The following is a 15288-nucleotide window of genomic DNA, read 5'->3' as shown; positions in this document are numbered from 1 at the left end:
AAACGAGCCAACCATAATCGAAAAAGAGTGGCAACCACCATACAAGGTGGTTGCCACTCTTTCTTTTGGCCCAGCTGCTAGAGTACTTCAATCAAAAACCAGGCAATCATTACAATTTGGACAACCGCTTTAGCAAGCGTGCCGCTTATAAAAGCGAGAAAAGAGGCGAACGCGATTCGTACTGCCTTTTCAAACGGCTGCTTTTGCAAGAGTTCGGCTATGAGAACAAGCACAAACGGGACGATGATCAAACCGAACGGCGGAACAACAAATGCACCGACAATAACGCCGACCAACGCTGCCCGTTCCCCCCATTTAGAACCGCCTGTCCGCTTGACGAACGCCATGTTGGCAAGCAAGTCAACGACAAGCAAGAACACAGTAAGCACTGCCATGCCTACCCAAAACACAACGCTCAAGCTGCCCTCTAAAGCAAACACATAGACGAGAAAACCGCCCCATAACACGAGGACAGAGGGAATAATCGGTACGATTAAACCAACAAAACTGGCAATGAAAAAAACGGCAATCACCAGCCACCATAATGTATCCATGGCTACATCTTCTCTGGCGCTTCCACCCCTAGCAGGGCGAGCGCATTTTTAATAGTCATTTGCGTCGCTTTCATCAATGCCAAACGCGCTGCAGACAAGTCCTTGTTTTCTGTATCAATGACGCGCGTCACATTATAAAAACTGTGGAGCGCTTGCGCCAAATCATAGGCATAATTAGCAATGCGCTGTGGAATTTGCTTTGTGGCAGCTTCTGCCACAGCACCAGGAAACTCGCCAATTGCTTTTAGCAACTCATATTCTTTTTCGCTTGCTATCGGCGACAAATCCGTGTTTGCACTATAAGGGATGCCTAGCTCTTCTCCTTGGCGAAGAATGCTGCATACCCGTGCATGTGCGTATTGAATGTAATAAACCGGGTTTTCATTTGACTTTGACACAGCTAAGTCCATATCGAAATCAAGATGAGTATCTGGGCTACGCATCGCAAAGAAATACCGTGTCGCATCAACGCCAACCTCTTCCATCAATTCACGCAACGTCACCGCTTTGCCCGTGCGCTTGCTCATTTTGACTTTTTCGCCGCCTTGGAACAGGCTTACCATTTGGATAATTTGTACGTTAAACCGAGCCGGATCATAACCGAGCGCTTGAATCGCCGCCCGCATTCTTGGAATGTACCCGTGATGGTCGGCACCTAGCACATCAATTAAACGGTCATGCCCACGGTCAAATTTATCAAGATGGTACGAAATGTCTGGCGTTAAGTACGTATACGTGCCGTCTTGTTTCACAAGCACCCGGTCTTTGTCATCGCCATAAGCAGTTGAGCGTAGCCATGTCGCCCCGTCCTTTTCGTATGTTTCATTTTTATCTTTAAGGACTTGCAACCCCCGCTCGACTTGCCCCGATTCATAAAGAGACGTCTCAGAAAACCATTTGTCGAATTCAACGCGGTATGCGTTTAAATCTTGTTTAATTTTTTCAAGCTCTTTTTTCAAGCCATATTCGCGCATGAATGCTAACCGCTCTTTTTCATCGAGTTGGCGATATTGATCGCCCGCTTCGTCGACAAGCTGCTTGGCAATATCAATAATGTCTTGGCCGTGGTAACCGTCTTCCGGCATTGGTTGGTCTTCTCCGAGCGCTTGTAAATAGCGGGCATTTAAAGAAGCTGCCAAGTTTTCGATTTGGTTGCCTGCGTCATTAATGTAATACTCCCGTGACACTTTGTAGCCGGCTTTATCCATAATATTGGCGATGGTGTCGCCGACTGCAGCCCCACGGGCGTGGCCTAAATGCAAGTCTCCTGTCGGATTGGCTGACACAAATTCAATTAACACTTTCTCGCCTTGCCCCACGTCACTGCTGCCGTAGTCATCCTTTTCAGTGAGGACTTGCGGGATCAACTCACGCAAATAGCCATTATCCAAAAAGAAGTTAATAAAGCCAGGGCCAGCGATTTCAATTTTTTCAATGCCTGCCTGTTTACGGTCAAAGTTGGCCACTAGCTCTTCTGCAATAGCCCGCGGCGCCTTTTTAGCGATTCGCGCAAGCTGCATGGCGATATTCGTGGCAAAGTCGCCATGCGCTTTGTCCTTTGGCGCTTTCAAAAGGACAGACGGCACTTCTGATTCTGTAGCAAGTTCCGCCTGTAAAACGGCACGGCGCACTTCCACGCGCAACTGTTCTTTTTTGCGTTCCATATGGTTCATTCTTCATAGGCTCCTTATTTGTCTCTAATTGGTATTCATTCCATCAAGTGCTCCCCATCCACGTTTGTCGCTATGGATTAGAAAATGGCTGAAACCGACTTGTCTATCCGTAGTTTAGCCGAATCAGGCAACGAGCTTCAAGGGCTTCTGCCTTTCAGAGCAAAAAAATACAAGGATGATTGGCACATTCCTTGTATTATCCTGTTCTGACCTATTCGATTCGTTCGACTGCCAATCGGATTTCATGCTCTCCCGTTAGCTGGCCTTGCAAGAAGAATTGGTAGCGCACATAAATTCTGCCCTTTTGTTTAGCTCCTGTCGGCAGCTGCACAAGCAATGTATCTGTCCGCGCTTTTGTTTCCCATGAAGCTTCAGGCGTGACATACCGTCCATACGTTTCTTCTTTTGCAAGAAAACTTTGCCGCATAATGATCGTCCCTTGCCGGATTAGCATGAGCTCGCGGCCGTCCCATTTCATCGTTGAAAATACATCCTGTTTATGGGCATGTGTTTCTTTAAAGCGCAAATACGAGGCACTCCCTTTTATATAAAGGTCGCCTTCCGTATCAAACGAGAACGCATCCGGCTGTTGCCCTTGTATAAATGTCGTAGTTTGAAAAGAGATTTTCACTTTTCGCTTCATTCATCAAAACATCCATTCTATATGATCTGCTAGCCGCACACAAATCCGCGAATCGCGTTCTTTTTCCTATTTTACTGGGTTTAGGGACGGGGTGCAATCTGCATCTCTTGTTTCTTTATCTTTTATGCACCCAACCGAGAAGCATCTCACGCACAAACTTGCTGGCAGCAATGGCTGTTTGCTCAGTCGGATCATAAGCTGGTGCTACTTCCACGAGATCAGCGCCTACAATTTGAATGTCTGCTTGGGAGAGCAGCATTTGCGCTTCGAGCAGCTCTTTTGACGTAATCCCCCCAGCTTCGGCTGTGCCTGTGCCAGGCGCGTGTGCCGGATCCAATACATCAATGTCAATCGTAATGTAAACGGGCCGCCCTGATAGATGGGGCAGCACGTTTTTTAACGGCTCTGCCACGTCAAATTTATAGAGATGCATGCCTGCTTCCTTTGCGTAAGCAAATTCCTCACGCATGCCTGAGCGGATGCCAAATGAATAAACGTTCTCGGCTCCAATTAGCTCACACGCTTTGCGAATCGGCGTAGAATGGGATAGCGCCTCGCCTTCATATTGTTCGCGCAAGTCAGCATGGGCATCAATATGGATGATCGCTAAGTCGGGATATTTCCGGTACATCGCTTTAAAAATCGGCCATGACAGCAAATGTTCGCCGCCCAGGCCTAGAGGGAACTTGCCATCTGCTAAAAGGGAATCAACGTATTCCTCCACAATGTCTAGGCTTCGCGCTGCATTGCCAAATGGCAAAGGAATGTCGCCTGCATCAAAATAGTTGATTTCTTCCAAATGCTTGTCGGCATAGGGGCTGTATTCTTCAAGCCCTAAGGAAGCTTCACGGATCCGCGCCGGGCCAAAACGGGAACCTGGACGAAAGGAAACGGTCCAGTCCATCGGCATGCCGTAAATGACGGCATCTGCCTCTTCATAACTGGCGCGGCTCATAATAAACACTTTGCCTGAGTATGCCTCGTCAAATCGCATGTAAAAGCCTCCTATTTAAGTAAGTCCTGGACGAATTTCGGCAGTACAAACGCGGCACGGTGGATGTCTGGCGTATAATATTTCGTTTGGACATCATGAAAGCGCGTTGCTTCTACAGCAAGAGGATCGTGTTTTTTAGAACCGATCGTAAACGTCCACATGCCGCTTGGGTAGGTAGGAATATTGGCGGTGTACAAACGGGTAATCGGAAAGATCTCTTTTACGTCTTTGTACACATTAGACACTAGTTCCTGATGGAACCATGGGTTATCCGTTTGCGCAACAAAAATGCCATCTTCTTTTAACGCTTTGGAAATCCCTTCATAAAACCCACGCTCAAACAGTTTAGCAGCTGGTCCGACAGGCTCCGTCGAATCGACCATAATCACGTCATACTCATTTGCTGATTGGGCGATATGCATAAACCCGTCAGCGACTTTCACGTCAACACGTTCATCTTCTAAAGCACAGGCAATTGTCGGCAAATAGGTTTTCGAGTATTCAATGACCTTCCCATCAATATCGACCAACGTCGCTTTTTCAACAGAAGGATGCTTAAGAATTTCTCGGATCGCCCCGCCATCGCCGCCACCTACTACAAGGACATGCTTCGGGTTCGGGTGCGTGAATAAAGGGACATGTGTCACCATTTCATGGTAAACAAATTCATCCTTTTCTGTCGTCATTACCATGCCGTCAAGAAGCAACATGTTGCCAAACTCTTCCGTTTCCACCATATCAAGCTGTTGGAAGTCTGTCTTCTCCGTGTGAAGCGTCCGTTTTATCTTCATCGTAATGCCAAATCGTTCTGTTTGTTTTTCTGTAAACCAAAACTCCATGCTTGTCACCTCTCATATCTCGCTAGGCATATGATTTTTCCTTACGCCCAAAGCAAGTATAGCGGATGCGTTACGAATTGCAAAGACAACAAGGTTTAAAAAAACCGCTTTTTTCCCAAACTGTATACTAAACAAGTTGCCGGGGAAAGGATGAAAAGTCATGCAGACAGTTACGCGCAAAAAGCGGAAACGCTTTCGCAAAATCAGGCTTATTTGGCGGCTTTTGTTGCTTTCTCTTATCGTCATCGCGTTAGGCATTATTCTATTATTATCTTATACGCGCATGCAAGGCCCCCCACCAATTGACGCCGTGCAAACAACACAGTTTTTGGCGGCAGACGGAACGGTTATGGGGAAAGAAGAAGCCGGTCAAAACCGCTTTTCTCTCCCGCTAACAGAAATGTCACCTTATTTGTTGCAAGCAACAATCGCGATTGAAGACCGAAAGTTTTACTCCCATTACGGCTTTGACCTTAAACGAATCGGCGGAGCGCTCCTTGCCAATTTGCAATCTGGCTCAAAAGCACAAGGGGCGAGCACCATTACACAACAATACGCACGTAACCTTTATTTGAGCCACGAAAAAACCTATATGCGAAAATGGAATGAGCTGCTTTACGCACTCCGTCTGGAGATGAATTTTTCAAAAGACGAGATTTTAGCTGGTTACTTAAACACCGTCTATTATGGGCATGGCGCCTATGGAGTTGAAGCAGCTGCACAGCATTTCTTTGGGAAATCGGCAAAAGACGTGTCATTGGCAGAAGCGGCAATGCTTGCAGGCATTCCGAAAGGACCAAGCTACTATTCGCCATTGAATGATCTCGAAAAAGCGAAAAGCAGGCAAGAGCTGATTTTGGATAGCATGGTTGGGGAAGGCATGATTGAGGAGGCAGAAGCAGACAAAGCAAAAGCGGAAAAACTGGTTTTTGCGGACGAAGCTGATAAAGAGGAAGAAGAAATCGCGCCTTATTTTCAAGACCATGTTAAAGCGCTGCTACACAATGAAGCGCAAATGGACGAAGCGGCCGTTGACACAGGTGGACTGATCATTGAGACGACGCTTGATCCCGCCTTGCAGCAACAGGCCGAAGATTTGGTCGAAAAGCATATGCCCGACAACGGGCTGCAAGTCGCCCTGATCGCCATGGACCCACGCAATGGGGAAGTAAAGGCGCTTGTCGGCGGCACAGATTACAATGAAAGTTCCTATAACCGCGCTACACAGGCCATGCGCAACCCTGGGTCGACCATTAAACCATTTTTGTATTACGCTGCACTCGAGAACGGTTTTACGCCCGTATCGACGTTTTTAAGTGAAGCGACATCCTTTTCCTATGATGATGGCCGAGAAGACTACGCTCCGAGTAACTACAACGACATTTACGCCAATGATTTTATTACAATGCTTGAAGCCATCGCTTACTCAGACAATATTTATGCGATGAAAACGCATTTGTCTATTGGCACAGACGAACTAGTAAATGTCTCTGAAAAACTGGGACTTGGTACATTTGAAAACCGCCCTTCCCTTGCTTTAGGGGCACAACCTGTCACCGTCCTCGATATCGCCAATGCTTACGCGGCTTTAGCCGACGGAGGAAAACAACGGGAACCGGTATTCATACGCCAAGTGCGTGACGGCGAGGGAAACAAAGTCTACGAACAAAAACCGCCTGTCCGCCAAGTCCTCCGTGAAGATACAGCCTTTGTGCTGACCGACATGTTGCGCGGCGTATTTGAACCGGCGCTAAACAGCTACACATCGGTTACCGGTGCAAGCGTAGCCGCACAGCTAACGCATCCGACAGCCGGAAAATCTGGATCAACACCTCGGGACAGCTGGATGGTTGGCTATACACCACAGCTTGTTACTGCTGTGTGGGTTGGTTTTGATAAAGACAAAGACATCAATCAATCGGTTGAAGGGCAAATCTCGAAACGGATTTGGGCGGACTTTATGGAAGCAGCGATGGCCAATGAACTAAAGCTTCCGTTTAAAGAACCGCCAGGGGTTGAAGCCGTTGACATTGACCCCCACACTGGGTTGTTAACGAGCGACGCCTGTCCTAATGGCCGCACGACTTACTTTTTAGCAGGAACTGCTCCTGTAAATACTTGCGCTGAGCCAGAGGCAGCCGAAGACTTACAAGAAGAGCCAGAAACGAAAGATCCAGGCTTTTTCAAACGGTTTTTTAAATGGTTTAGCATTGAAGACGGTGACCCGAGTGATCCCTCTGGGCCAACCATTCTTGATGAAGGTGAAGAGAGTCCCGCCACTGAATAAGCGAAAAGGAGCTGCACGTTTGTGCAGCTCTCAGCTTCTATCAGTCTGAGTGAGGGCATCGACAAACGCTCGCAGCTACGACCATTTGCGCCAATCTATTTTAATGTATAGTATGTTTGGGAACCGACCTCAGTAAAACCGCATGTATGATACAACGTTAGAGCCGCTTCGTTCGTGCAAACGACATCCAGCCATACCGTTTTGCCATTCGAGACTTCACGGTGGACAATATCAGTCAGAGCTGCCCGGCCTATGCCTTGTCCTCGCTTCTCTTTTGTTAAAACAAAAGCATATATCCAACTTTCCTGATCTTGGCGGCTAATGCTGAGCTTGCCAACTGGGTGGTTGTCTTCTTCAATCATATATGTAACCCATGTAGGGTTATTATGATGAAGCGCCTTCGCTTCGTCCTTTGTCATATGGAACCCTTCTGCATCAAGTTCATAAATCCGCTCTTCATCGTTTGATACTGCCGGCCGGATGCGAATTCCTTTTTTCGTGTAAGGAATCGGAACTTCTCGGCATACGAGCTGCTTTTCCGTAAACGCGTACTCCGCTCCAACTGCCTTCATAAACGCGATGCCGCTTTCTGAATCAGTCGGGCTATTCAACAGAAATTGTTTCGTCTTTCCTTGCCAGTCAGAGGCGGCTTGATCAAGAAGCATTCGACCTATGCCGCGCCTTCTTGCAGCGGGATCGACCATACCGCAGCATTCCATTTTATTGCCAAAGAAATAAACTGCTAAATAACCAAGCAGCTCTCCTTTTTCATTATAATAAAAATAGTCTTCCGTGCCGTTTAAGGAACGCTCACCTTCTAAGAGGTCCCAATTTAATTTAAGCTTAATGCCGTCAGCTTGTTCCACTTTTTCCTGAAGGCTTTGAATCGCTTTTTTTTGCTCTGACGAGAGCATGATCATGTCACCGCCTTTTTCCTCAGTATAACATAGAACGTGACCGTTATTTTTATAACTTTTATGAATCGATTTTTGCCACCGCCAGCAAAAATTCATACAAAAAAGCAGAAACGAACATATTTTCAGCGATAAGTGCTACACTAGAACGAAAAAACATGCAAGGAGTGATTTTCTTGAGTACATACAAATCCCGTAAAGATGTACCTGAACATGAAAAATGGGACTTAACCGACCTTTATGCGGACGAACAAGCGTGGCAGGCCGATGTAGACGAGTGCTATCAGCTAGCGGACACGTTAAACCAATTTGATGGCGCGATTCAAGACGCAAAAAGCTTGCTCGATTTCCTAGAAACACAAGAGAAGCTCTCCTTCACGTTGCGAAAAGTTTTCGCCTACACGATGTTTTTATCCGATATTGACACACGCGACGCCCATGCCCAAAAATTAAGTGCCAAAGCGACACAACTAAGCGTAAAAGTGAGTGAATCCACCTCCTTCTTCATGCCGTTTCTTTTAAGTTTAAGCGAAGAGACGCTCCGTGCTTACATTTCTGCGGAAAAGAAACTTGCCTATTTCGAGGATGAATTGTGGAAGTCATTCCGCTTTAAAAAACATGTGCTGACAAAGGAAAAAGAAGAGCTTTTGTCGCAATTAGGCGCAACCTTTCAAGCCCCTGGCGACACATACAATATGCTGAACAATGCCGATATTCAGTTTGGCGTGGTGACAGACGACAATGGCCAGCAAGTGCAACTGACAAGGGGCATGTATTCAAAGCTCATCGAAGACGAAGACCGAAACAAGCGGAAAGAAGCATACAAAGCTTACTACAAGCCGTACGTGGAATTAAACAATACGATTGCAACGACGCTGTCAGCAGAAATCAAAACAAATGTCACATTGGCGAAAGTTCGTCAATACGAATCGGCTCTCCATAAAGCTTTATTTGCCGACAACATTGAGCAAAGCGTCTATGACCAATTGATTGATGCGGCTAAAGCGAATATTGCACCGCTCCATGAATATGCGCGCCTCCGCAAACAAAAACTTGGCCTCGATGAATTGCGGCAATATGATTTGAATGCGCCAATTGTTCCTGGTGTGAAAGCGGAAATTTCATATGAAGAAGCGTATGAAACGATGCTGAAAGCGCTAAAGCCTCTTGGTGACGATTACATCGCCAAATTAAAAGAGTTTAAGGAAAAGCGTTACATTGATGTGCGCGAAACACCAGGAAAACGGTCTGGTGCTTACAATATGGGCGTCTACGGTGTCCATCCTTTCGTATTGCTCAACCACCATGATGACTTAAACAGCTTGTTTACACTCGTTCATGAAATGGGCCATGCCATGCACAGCTACTATTCCAGCAAATACCAACCACAAATTACGGCCAATTATCGAATTTTTGTCGCTGAAGTGGCTTCCACGGTGAATGAAGTGTTGCTAATTAACTATTTGCTGAAAGAAACAAGCGACAAGAAAATGCGCGCCTATTTACTGAACCATTTTATTGAGCAATTCCGCGGAACCTTTTTTACACAAGTGATGTTTGCTGATTTTGAAAAGCAAACGCACGAACGAGCGGAAGCAGGTGAACCGCTTAATGCAGAGAGCTTAAATGAGCTTTATGAACAGTTGTTCCGTACCTACAATGGCCCAGACATTGTGTTTGATGACGAAGTCAAATACGGCTGGTCGCGCATTCCCCATTTTTACAGGGCTTTTTACGTTTACCAGTATGCGACTGGCTTTGCTTCAGCAATCAAAATCGCCACAGCCATTTTAGACGGTGAAGAAGGCGCACTCGACGCTTATATGACCTTTTTGCAAAGCGGCAGTTCCGACGAGCCACTCGAACTGCTAAAAAAAGCAGGTGTCGACTTAACGACGCCTGAGCCAGTGCAAGCCGCGATGGCGCGCTTCTCTGCACTCGTTGAGGAACTAAAACAGCTATAAAAAAAGCAGCGGAAGGAGAGCCCTTCCGCTGCTTTTTTGTCCTAGTACTTATCGTCAGGATGTTCATCCATGTCTCTAGCGTAGCCGAAGCGAAAAAAGAGTACAAGATTTTCGGCAACTTGTTCATTAGTTGTTCACATTTTCGCTTGATTCAAGGGCCTCATGGAGTTCCTGCGAAGAATGGTTCCACATTTCTTCATTATGGTTTTTCAAAAACGCCTTTAGCACTTGGCGTGACGAATCATCCATTTGGCTGACAACCAATTTGCCTTTTAACGATTTATCCATATGGTTCACATGTTCCGGCATGCTCTTGTATCCCCGTTTCGCCTGCTTGTTGACTGTCATGTAACAGGCTGCAACTCCACTATAGTATGGCTTTTTATCCTTTGTGTCGATTGTGACCCACACAAGCCAGTACCGTTTTAGCCCTTCTTTTGGCACCGCCTCTTCGTCAGCGATAAATTTCACACGCTTCTCAACTGCCGAGCGGGCATGGAGGGCACCCATATCCACAAACGCTTCTTTCTCTTCAATATCAATAAATAGCGGCGTCACATTGTCGAGGTTGATGACCCCAGCGCCATAGCCACCGTGTCCGTCTGTTGAATCATTGCTTAATATCGTAAAACTGGAAGACTTTTTCTTCGCTTTCTTTAAGTTATCATTATTGAGCAAATCCACGTTTTATCGGCCCTCCCAAATTTCATTTTAGCTAAACACTAGTGTATCATAAAACGCCACGCCCATTCATCCTCTCTGCCTTTGAGAAAAAGTGGCGGCCTCCTCGCCGTTGCCCTCTTCAACAAGACAAGCGAATTTCGTCGTTTTTTGGCAAAAGCAGCCTCTATTATAAAATTTTTATAAAATATGAAAATAAGTCGTGACATTAAGCGATCATGTTTATATAATTCATATGCACGGATAAAAATGACAATTGAATATGGGAGGAACAAAATGAAGAAGTCGTTATTTACAGCAATTTTCACTCTACTCTTTCTTTTTTCCGCTCCAGCGGCCAGCCTTGCCCATGGATTTGACAATGAGGAGTTTACGGCTTATTTAGAAGATGTTGGCGTAAGCGAAAAAGACTTAGCTGAACACTTGATGTATTGGTGGGAAGGCACGACTTTTTATGATTTTACCGATGTAAGTGAGCTTGCCGAATTTTTAGGCCCACGGCTAACAGAAGAAGGCATTAATGAGATCGCTGCTGAATTTGACCTTACTCGCCAAGAGTTGGACGAGCTTCTTGAAGAATGGCTCGGCCTGCCTCCAAGCGACTTATTGTTTTACAACACGTTTTACATGGTTGTCCATGTCATTATCACATTAGAAGATGAATGGGGCAACGAACCATATTACCCTGATTTCTCAGGATTTTTGTCAGAGTTTTCTTTAAGTGATGAAGAAGAGTGGGCGCTTTATGAGCATTTTTGGTATATTCAGGAAACCAATCCGAACTTATCCGCCGAACTCGATGACTTGAAACAACGTGCGTACGCATTTGACGGCTTTGAATCAATCCGCGAACTGTCGGCTGCCGATGTTGCTGAACTGTTCGCTATTGGCGAAAAAGCAATATCTGTCCTTGACCTTCATCCAAAGTATTACCTTGACCGCGTTGGCGAAGATCCAAAGCCAATTAGCTATAAAGAGCTAATGAGCGGCAATGCGATTAAAGGGTACGACTTATTGGTCGAGCTATACGATGCGGATGGATCATTCTTGGCCGATTTTTATATTACCGCGGAAATGTTCAATTCTCATTTTGTCAAAAAAATCGTTGATGACGTCACTCAAATTGATAAAGGCCTAAAAGATAAGCCAAAAAAACCATCATTGGAGTCGGCGCTTCCTGGCAAAGATGAGGCTCCTCTTCCGGCAAAAGCTGGAAACGACGCCAATCATAACGACGGCGGCAAAAAAGCGGAACGTGATGAGAACGGCAAAGTGACAAAAACAGCAAATGGTGCCAAAATGCCAAAAACAGCGACAAACTATCCCCTTTATATGCTGATCGGCATCGGAATGTCCCTTGCTGGTGTCCTTATCTTCCGCCGCCTCCTTCGTGAGAAGAAGGTCGCTTAAAAGTGGCTCTTCGTAAATCAAATGGAAAGCAGGGCCGTTTCAAAAAAACAGCTCTGCTTTTCGTCGCCGCCGCCTTTATTGCTTTCGGACTTTGGTTGACAACAACGACAGGCTTTAAGCTGGCGTACGGTTACTTTCTCTATAAAATTGGGGCGCACAGCGAAACGGAAACGGTCGCTGCCCCAGTTGAGGAGGCACCAGAAGCTATACCGGCCTACGAGAACGATCTCCAGGACGTTGCCAGCTGGCAGCCAGAAATAGGCGAAGAGATGGGGACATTAACGATCCCAAAAATCGATGCGACCCTTCCGATTATTCACGGGACAAATGAAGATGAACTGGATAAAGGCGTCGGCCACTTTGCCGACAGTGTTCTTCCTGGAGAAAAGGACAACTCCGTTTTATCTGGACACCGTGATACCGTGTTCCGCAAACTAGGAGAAGTTGGCGAAGGGGATGAACTCATTGTCGAAACACGAAGTGGCGTCTACACGTATAAGGTGCATACGGTACGGATCGTCGATGAAGATGACCGCACCGTCATTGTTCCGACGGAAGAAGCACAGCTGACGGTGATCACTTGTTATCCATTCGATTTTATTGGCGCTGCCCCGGATCGTTATGTGCTTGTCGCTGATTTAATCGATGAAGACGTTTATGAAACACTCGCTCTTTTTCCTAAATGATCAAAACAGCCCCTTTCTTTTGGTATACTGAATGTATTCTCGAAAAGAAAGGGGCTTTTTTATGCCAATTGTAACCGTTCAACTGCTTGAAGGCCGTACAGATGAACAAAAACGCGCATTAGTTGAAAAAGTAACAGATGCCGTTAGTGAAACAACAGGCGCACCAAAAGAACGTGTTTCCATCATCATTAGCGAAATGAAACCAAACGACTACGGAGTTGCTGGAAAACGGCCAAGCGATCAACACAAACAATAAGAATGGGCGCCTTTTCCTACAATTGAGGCGCTTGTCTCCAATTGAAGACAAGCGCAGTCTCATATACTTTTGAGAGAAGGCCATCGCTTTGTTAAAAATCACGAAAAAAGCCATGCAATCAAGACGCATGGCCGACGGGCTGTAGAATCGGATTACAGTCCGTTTTTGTCATGGCCTGCATGCTGCATCCGCTCGTGTTTACGGTGGAGGCGTGCGGCAATGAACCAATTTATAGAAATAAAGGCGATTACACAAGCGCCGATCAACGGATAATGGAGTATCAAAATGAGAAGCAACGGAATCCCAGCCGCAAATAAAAGGAGCATGAGAATAAAGCTGAGCACGAGTGGTTCCACCCTTCTTTCCTTGAATTCCTTTCACTTTTCTAGTGTAGCGCTAAGCCGGCGCCATATCTACAAAATCCTTGTCAAACAACATGTAAAATCTATGAGCGATTCTATTTAAGCACTGGCTACAACTTGGGCCAGTTTTTGCAAGTATGTATGGGCTTCATCAAAATCATCATCGCTATAATTTTGCTTTTTTTTGAGCTGACGTATTTTCTCACGCCTTGCCCCTTCTTCTAAATCGCTAAAATAAAGGATGGTAGACAATAGCTCTAAGAAACGAGCTGATTGGCTGTTCAACGATTGGCACAAGTCCTTGTAGCCGACAACAGGGGGATGGTACATTTCTAAAAACGCTTGCCCTTGTGGCGAAAGCGTATAGCGATATTGTGAATAATGGCCTTTGTCTTCTTCGCTCTCGATTAAAAAACCAAGGTTGCATAACTCTTCTAATCGCACTGTCAGCTCGTCCGAATAAGGGCCATACCGGTGAAAGTGGTAACGCTCATTAAATGGATAGCCCATTTGTTTTGCGATGTAGACCATCTTTTGCAATTTCTTTCTGCCAACAATTTCACCTGACATCGCAAACAGCGTCAGAACATTTAAATGGTCACGCAGCACGGCAGTCTTCCTCCTTTATGTAGTCGTAAGTAATGATTGAATGCTGTCCCGGATTTCCTGATCAACACGTGTATCCGTTAATACGTCTGCTGGGTAATAAAGTTTATGATCGGTTCGTTTCTTCCCGGATATCGCTTCGACAACATCCGAGTGTGTCGATAACTCTTTTAGGGAACCGTCTGGCATTAATAAATGAATGGGCAACCGCTCTTCCTCCCCTGGACGATATACATCGTAAGGCAAATCAGAAGACGAGTCCATGACAAGATAATAACTTGGATCAACCCCAGCTTTCGCAAACAAAGCCTCAAGTTTCGGCCAGTCTTTCATCCGCTCGTTCGGATGAAATTCGATATACTGGAATAAGCGCCGATTTAAAAAACGATTGCACAAATCTTTCAAGATGGGGTCATCTTCTTCCTGCCAACTTTGAAAATAATAATGGACAATCGATTCATCAAGACGCAAATAATCCTCTAACGTAATCTCACCTGCAAACAAGGATAAAAAATGGAGCGGTTTTTGCTTGAAGTCATAGCCAAGTTCTTGCAAATCTTTCACGCGCATTAAAATTTTGCTAAGAATGACTTCTGAGCTTCGCGTCACTGGGTGGAAGTACACTTGCCAATACATTTGGTATCGGCTCATAATATAATCTTCAACAGCATGCATGCCACTTGCTTTAATCACGACTTCATCATTTTTTGGTCGCATGACACGCAAGATTCGCTCCAAGTCAAACTGGCCGTAGCTGACTCCTGTGTAATAGGCGTCTCGCAACAAATAATCCATCCGATCAGCATCAATTTGGCTTGAGATCATACTAGACACTAATTTATTGGTTGACGTTTTTTCAATTATATCGGCAACAGCTTGAGGAAAACAACGATCCATTTTCCGTAAAATCCGATTGACTTCTGTATCGCCTAAAATGATTCGCCTAGTCCACTCCTCATGGTCTGTGTGAAACACTTTCTCAAACGAATGGGAAAAAGGCCCATGGCCAATATCATGCAGAAGGGCAACCGCCAACGCAAGAAGCCTATCATCTTCATTCCAATCAGCCTTGCCAGAAAAAATCTCCGTCATGCGCCGCGTAATCTCATACACTCCAAGCGAGTGGTTGAAACGTGAATGCTCCGCGCCGTGAAAAGTGAATGACGTCGTCCCCAGTTGCCTAATTCGCCTCAATCGCTGAAACTCTTTTGTGCCAATCAACTCCCAAATCAACCCATCCCGTACATGAATATAGCGATGGACCGGATCTTTGAAGACTTTTTCTTCATGAAGGGTCGTAAACATTCTTTCTCCCCCTTTCTATTGATTATCCTGTCCTTATTATAAATGGCGTTTTCTTAAAAACAAAGAGCCAGCGAGTTTTAGCTGGCTCTTTCAGACTAATTATTGTGATCGCAT

15 protein-coding genes are annotated in these 15288 nt (G+C 45.7%); 5 read left to right on the top strand and 10 right to left on the bottom strand.

Annotated features, from left to right (window positions below):
* Positions 1–77: 77 nt before the first annotated feature.
* From BUC05_RS07325 to speE, 5 genes are all read right to left on the bottom strand, one after another.
* The gene (locus BUC05_RS07325) at positions 78–554 is read right to left on the bottom strand and encodes a DUF456 domain-containing protein (protein WP_011248728.1); all 477 of its coding nucleotides are present in this window, start codon (positions 552–554) and stop codon (positions 78–80) included.
* A gap of 2 nt (positions 555–556) precedes the next feature.
* The gene (argS, locus tag BUC05_RS07320; RefSeq protein ID WP_073304440.1) at positions 557–2227 is read right to left on the bottom strand and encodes an arginine--tRNA ligase; all 1671 of its coding nucleotides are present in this window, start codon (positions 2225–2227) and stop codon (positions 557–559) included.
* Positions 2228–2438: 211 nt separating this feature from the next.
* On the bottom strand, positions 2439–2870 hold the full coding sequence (locus BUC05_RS07315; protein WP_011248730.1) for a YwiB family protein: 432 nt from the start codon (positions 2868–2870) through the stop codon (positions 2439–2441).
* 115 nt (positions 2871–2985) lie between these two features.
* Positions 2986–3864, bottom strand: a complete 879-nt coding sequence (speB, locus tag BUC05_RS07310; protein ID WP_011248731.1) for an agmatinase — start codon at positions 3862–3864, stop codon at positions 2986–2988.
* Positions 3865–3875: 11 nt separating this feature from the next.
* On the bottom strand, positions 3876–4703 hold the full coding sequence (speE, locus tag BUC05_RS07305; RefSeq protein WP_011248732.1) for a spermidine synthase: 828 nt from the start codon (positions 4701–4703) through the stop codon (positions 3876–3878).
* Between the two features lie 160 nt (positions 4704–4863).
* Here speE and BUC05_RS07300 point away from each other — a divergent pair, with 160 nt between their 5' ends.
* Positions 4864–6990, top strand: a complete 2127-nt coding sequence (locus BUC05_RS07300) for a transglycosylase domain-containing protein (RefSeq protein ID WP_011248733.1) — start codon at positions 4864–4866, stop codon at positions 6988–6990.
* Between the two features lie 95 nt (positions 6991–7085).
* On the opposite strand, the gene BUC05_RS07295 is transcribed toward BUC05_RS07300, so the two are convergent.
* The gene (locus tag BUC05_RS07295; protein ID WP_011248734.1) at positions 7086–7910 is read right to left on the bottom strand and encodes a GNAT family N-acetyltransferase; all 825 of its coding nucleotides are present in this window, start codon (positions 7908–7910) and stop codon (positions 7086–7088) included.
* Between the two features lie 170 nt (positions 7911–8080).
* On the opposite strand from BUC05_RS07295, the gene pepF reads away from it, so the two are divergent.
* Positions 8081–9868, top strand: a complete 1788-nt coding sequence (gene pepF / locus BUC05_RS07290; protein ID WP_073304438.1) for an oligoendopeptidase F — start codon at positions 8081–8083, stop codon at positions 9866–9868.
* Positions 9869–9994: 126 nt separating this feature from the next.
* Here pepF and BUC05_RS07285 read toward each other — a convergent pair whose 3' ends face one another.
* Positions 9995–10552 (bottom strand): YwhD family protein, encoded by a 558-nt coding sequence (locus BUC05_RS07285; RefSeq protein WP_063609731.1) that lies wholly within the window; start codon positions 10550–10552, stop codon positions 9995–9997.
* 273 nt (positions 10553–10825) lie between these two features.
* On the opposite strand from BUC05_RS07285, the gene BUC05_RS07275 reads away from it, so the two are divergent.
* Genes BUC05_RS07275 through BUC05_RS07265 form a run of 3 tightly spaced genes read left to right on the top strand, consistent with a single transcriptional unit; the run spans position 10826 to position 12901 of the window.
* A complete protein-coding gene (locus BUC05_RS07275) occupies positions 10826–11959 on the top strand; it encodes a processed acidic surface protein (RefSeq protein WP_011248737.1) in 1134 nt (377 codons plus the stop codon).
* A 2-nt stretch (positions 11960–11961) separates the two neighbouring features.
* Positions 11962–12645, top strand: a complete 684-nt coding sequence (locus tag BUC05_RS07270; protein WP_011248738.1) for a class D sortase — start codon at positions 11962–11964, stop codon at positions 12643–12645.
* 31 nt (positions 12646–12676) lie between these two features.
* Positions 12677–12901 (top strand): 2-hydroxymuconate tautomerase, encoded by a 225-nt coding sequence (locus BUC05_RS07265; protein ID WP_073304434.1) that lies wholly within the window; start codon positions 12677–12679, stop codon positions 12899–12901.
* A 152-nt stretch (positions 12902–13053) separates the two neighbouring features.
* Here BUC05_RS07265 and BUC05_RS07260 read toward each other — a convergent pair whose 3' ends face one another.
* The 3 genes from BUC05_RS07260 to BUC05_RS07250 all read right to left on the bottom strand — a co-directional run bounded on the left by BUC05_RS07260 (position 13054) and on the right by BUC05_RS07250 (position 15174).
* Positions 13054–13245: a hypothetical protein gene (locus BUC05_RS07260; protein WP_041824195.1), complete on the bottom strand. Its 192-nt coding sequence runs from the start codon at positions 13243–13245 to the stop codon at positions 13054–13056.
* Positions 13246–13362: 117 nt separating this feature from the next.
* The gene (locus BUC05_RS07255; RefSeq protein ID WP_011248740.1) at positions 13363–13872 is read right to left on the bottom strand and encodes a YwgA family protein; all 510 of its coding nucleotides are present in this window, start codon (positions 13870–13872) and stop codon (positions 13363–13365) included.
* 15 nt (positions 13873–13887) lie between these two features.
* Positions 13888–15174, bottom strand: a complete 1287-nt coding sequence (locus BUC05_RS07250; protein ID WP_073304432.1) for an HD domain-containing protein — start codon at positions 15172–15174, stop codon at positions 13888–13890.
* Positions 15175–15288: the final 114 nt, after the last annotated feature.

Source organism: Shouchella rhizosphaerae, from assembly GCF_900142675.1.
Lineage (GTDB): Bacteria > Bacillota > Bacilli > Bacillales > Bacillaceae_D > Shouchella > Shouchella rhizosphaerae.
The sequence above is the reverse complement of the archived record's forward strand: the minus strand, read 5'-3'. Positions and strand labels throughout refer to the sequence as shown.